The 3301-nt window shown below is 31.1% G+C and carries 5 protein-coding genes and 1 pseudogene; all 6 read right to left on the bottom strand.

Annotation, left to right across the window (positions count from 1 at the left end):
• Nucleotides 1-226: 226 nt before the first annotated feature.
• The gene (locus tag HMPREF2628_RS01860) at nucleotides 227-559 is read right to left on the bottom strand and encodes an HNH/ENDO VII family nuclease (RefSeq protein ID WP_306806759.1); all 333 of its coding nucleotides are present in this window, start codon (nucleotides 557-559) and stop codon (nucleotides 227-229) included.
• A 249-nt stretch (nucleotides 560-808) separates the two neighbouring features.
• On the bottom strand, nucleotides 809-1300 hold the full coding sequence (locus tag HMPREF2628_RS01855) for an SMI1/KNR4 family protein (protein ID WP_070842161.1): 492 nt from the start codon (nucleotides 1298-1300) through the stop codon (nucleotides 809-811).
• Between the two features lie 126 nt (nucleotides 1301-1426).
• Nucleotides 1427-1763 (bottom strand): annotated as a pseudogene (locus HMPREF2628_RS01850) (DUF2185 domain-containing protein).
• Complete coding sequence (locus HMPREF2628_RS01845; protein WP_257375266.1) at nucleotides 1750-2301, bottom strand: ankyrin repeat domain-containing protein; 552 nt, start codon at nucleotides 2299-2301, stop codon at nucleotides 1750-1752. Before HMPREF2628_RS01845 ends, HMPREF2628_RS01850 begins: the two are co-directional and overlap by 14 nt.
• 29 nt (nucleotides 2302-2330) lie before the next feature.
• Nucleotides 2331-2708, bottom strand: coding sequence for an immunity 22 family protein (locus HMPREF2628_RS01840; RefSeq protein ID WP_070842160.1), 378 nt, complete (start codon nucleotides 2706-2708; stop codon nucleotides 2331-2333).
• 150 nt (nucleotides 2709-2858) lie between these two features.
• Entirely contained in the window at nucleotides 2859-3125 is a 267-nt protein-coding gene (locus tag HMPREF2628_RS01835) for a disulfide bond formation protein (RefSeq protein WP_070842159.1), read from the bottom strand.
• Nucleotides 3126-3301: the final 176 nt, after the last annotated feature.

Genomic DNA, 3301 nt, shown 5'->3' with positions numbered 1-3301 from the left:
TTAAAGATTTATCATCTATCTTTTTGTTCAAAGTATAGTCTGATAACCCAACAGTGGAATAAGAAGATACGTATTCAATTAGAGAATCATCCCCACAAAATATGTCAATTTCTTTTCCAGATTCATCTTTAAATGCATATACTCTTGGAGTACCGCCAACATTATCTAAAAGCTTTCTAGCTATCTCTTTTTTATCATATTCTATAGTAAGTCCCTTTCTTCAAAATCATGGACCAAAATAAAAATCCATCTTATCTTCACAAATATGACTTCTATTAGATTTTGGTAGCTCTGGTCTATAGCTATTAGGATTATTATATTCATCTAAAAATTGTTTACGAGTTATTTTTCTATCAGCCGCACTTTGTTGGTGTTTTCTAAATCCATGTCCCAGTTTATGTCCCATATCCCAAGGCTCCTCAATATCCATTACCTTTTTAGTAATAGGATCTTTGACAACACCTTGTTCATCCTTAGCTTTATCCCAGACAGTTTCCTTTGCATTCTTCCTATAACCTGATGGACGCTTGTAAAGTTTTTTCTCTAAACAGGAGTGTATCTTTCACTCCTTGACGGTAAAATCATCTAACGCTTTATAGGATATCAAAGATAAAGTGTAGAATCTAACTTTTATTTCATCTCTATGAAGGTAGATGTAAGATTTCAACTTACTAAATAGCTCATTATAAAAAGTTTTTTCAATAAATAACCCAAGGAATTTATCACCCATAAATAGGACTCCTGCATTATATTTTGTGCATTACTCTTAACATATACTCAAAAGCATGATTCTATAACCAAATACTAGCTATTTGGTTATAGAATCTTCAGAATATAGCATTCCTAAAAAGTCTTCAAATGTTTCTGAAACAAACTCTACACTAGGATGCCATTCGTATGAATCCTCACGCTTCCAATAACATACCTTGGGGTTCTGGGTCCCTTCTCTATAATCTAAACATATAAAATCACCACCGAACAGTGTTGCTACTGGTAATAGTTCTACACCAACAGAATCTGGATCCACACTTAAAATTTCTAGTATTGGACTCCATATAACATCAATATCGTACATTCCTAGGGAATTCTCTTCAAAATCATCTAAAATACAAAGGAATCTTTCTATAACATACTCTTTATTATCACTGATTTTAAAAAGATTCTTTTTAGGGATTATCCCATTATATCTGATTATGAATTCCTTAAAGGAACTTGGTAAATCAATGCACCATTCTTCCTCTTTTTCCTTAACTAATTCAATACTAGGCAAAGGGCGGATTACCGTTCTAATATCTTCCACTTTCTAATTTTTTCCTTTCTTTTTTTATTTAGAATGAATACCACATTCAATATATATTAGCAGCGCTATACAAGAACTACATACACCTCATAAAAAAATCAATCAAGACAATACTACTATACATAACTAATCTAAAATTTCAGATATTTTTATCTCTTTTTCCTCATTTAAATCATAGAAACCAACATGAACCCCCCTCCTCGTATAGCCACGCTAAATTCGTCCCATACTTCGCTTCAAAAATTTCTTCCATCACGGGTGCAATAGAAAACATGGTTTTTGCTGATACAATTTCAAAATTCTGGGGATTATTTACGTATTCCTCATCATCGGAACTAGAATAAATAGTCCATCCATTTAATTGTAACAGTCGAGATTTTTCTCTGTAAGTATACGCAATAGGTAATCCATTTTTTACATTCCTTGATAGAACAAATCCTCCATAATTATCATTTACTTTCATTTTCATACTTCTCCAAAATATTTAAAAAATCATTTCTCCAAGATAACTCTTTAGCGTAGTCTAACGCAGATTTTCCCTCATCATTTTTTAGAGTATAATCTGCATTATGTTCTAACAATAATTCATAAATAGGATATGCATCTTGTGTTGTTAATTTTAAAACAGTTAAAGAATAAATTAATGCTACTGATCCATATTTATCAATTGCATTAATATTTATACCCGCTTCAATTAACTTAGCTATTACATTTACTGAGTAATCTACATTCGGTCTCCAATTTGCTTTAAATTGAAAAAAATTATGAAGTGCTGTTCTACCATCTCTATCCTGATAGTTTATATCTATACCTCTATCAAGCAAGAAGTTAATTATCTTAATTCGGTCTTCCATTTTATCACTATTAGTGAGGACAACCGATAAAAGATTCAATTGTTCCTTATTTACCTGATTTATACTACCGATATATAAATCTTTCAGTAATTTAAAATCGCCTACCTGTGCAGCTTCAAATATTGCTTTTGATTCCATATCACCCATCTACTTACTCATACTTTTAAATTATTGTTTTATCTATAATCTACACTTGTAATGAAATTTAAATAATCTGAGGATTTTACAGATCCATCATAAGCATAGTTATAGATTAGTACAATTGCATTGCCTTTATTTATAGTCAGACTCTCTAATGCGTTCAATTCACACAACAACTGTTCCTCATAGGAGGCAGTGCGCAAAATAATAGATATATCGTTTGTTTCATTTGGCAAAACTGCTTTTTCAATTAAATCTTCATCTATATCATTAATGTCTATCTTAAAATCGTTGAAAAAATCAGAAACAACGATCTCTCCCTCATCATCATAAGTTAGATCAATATAATTTTCTAACTCAGTTAAATTTTTGAAATTACCTATCCAAATAGATACCGTATTGTCTGTTTCCATTTTATTAAATCCTTTCTATCCTGAATATGGAGAATGAGGAACGTCTGCTTATCTACCCATCTTATTGGGACAAACAGCGTCAATTTCTCCATATCTGAAAGAAGTTTCGACCTATTCTCTTCTTTTCGTTTCGATGAAAAATGTTGTAAACTATCTTTTATGTTTATTCTTTTTCAATTCCTTATCTAAATCTTGAAGTAAGTAAATGAGCTCACTTTGATAATGCGTGGTCTCATCTGCAAACATTCTAACTAAACTTTTAAGATTTATGTTCTTTGCTACTTCTCCACTTTCCACAATTTTATTTGCTAATTGATAAATACTTTGAATTGAGCCTGTAAAACTTTTTTGTTTTAGGTACTCTTCTTCAATAATAAAAACAATTTTTTCAGCAATTCGCTTTAAACTACTTGTCATATCTCTTTTTCTCCCTCAATTATTGATAATCCATCAATTAGGAACTATTCTAAAATCCGAAATCCATTCTAATGGCCAGTCTTGCGGTAATAATATTTGGTCAGCACCACCTTTTAGAACAGTCCCTGATGAAGATATCGTTTGCGGCGCAACTTTTCCAATACTTAATGTTTCTC

Source organism: Streptococcus sp. HMSC063B03, from assembly GCF_001836965.1.
GTDB lineage: Bacteria > Bacillota > Bacilli > Lactobacillales > Streptococcaceae > Streptococcus > Streptococcus pneumoniae_F.
Note: the sequence above shows the minus strand (reverse complement) of the source record. Positions and strands in the feature narration are given on the sequence as shown.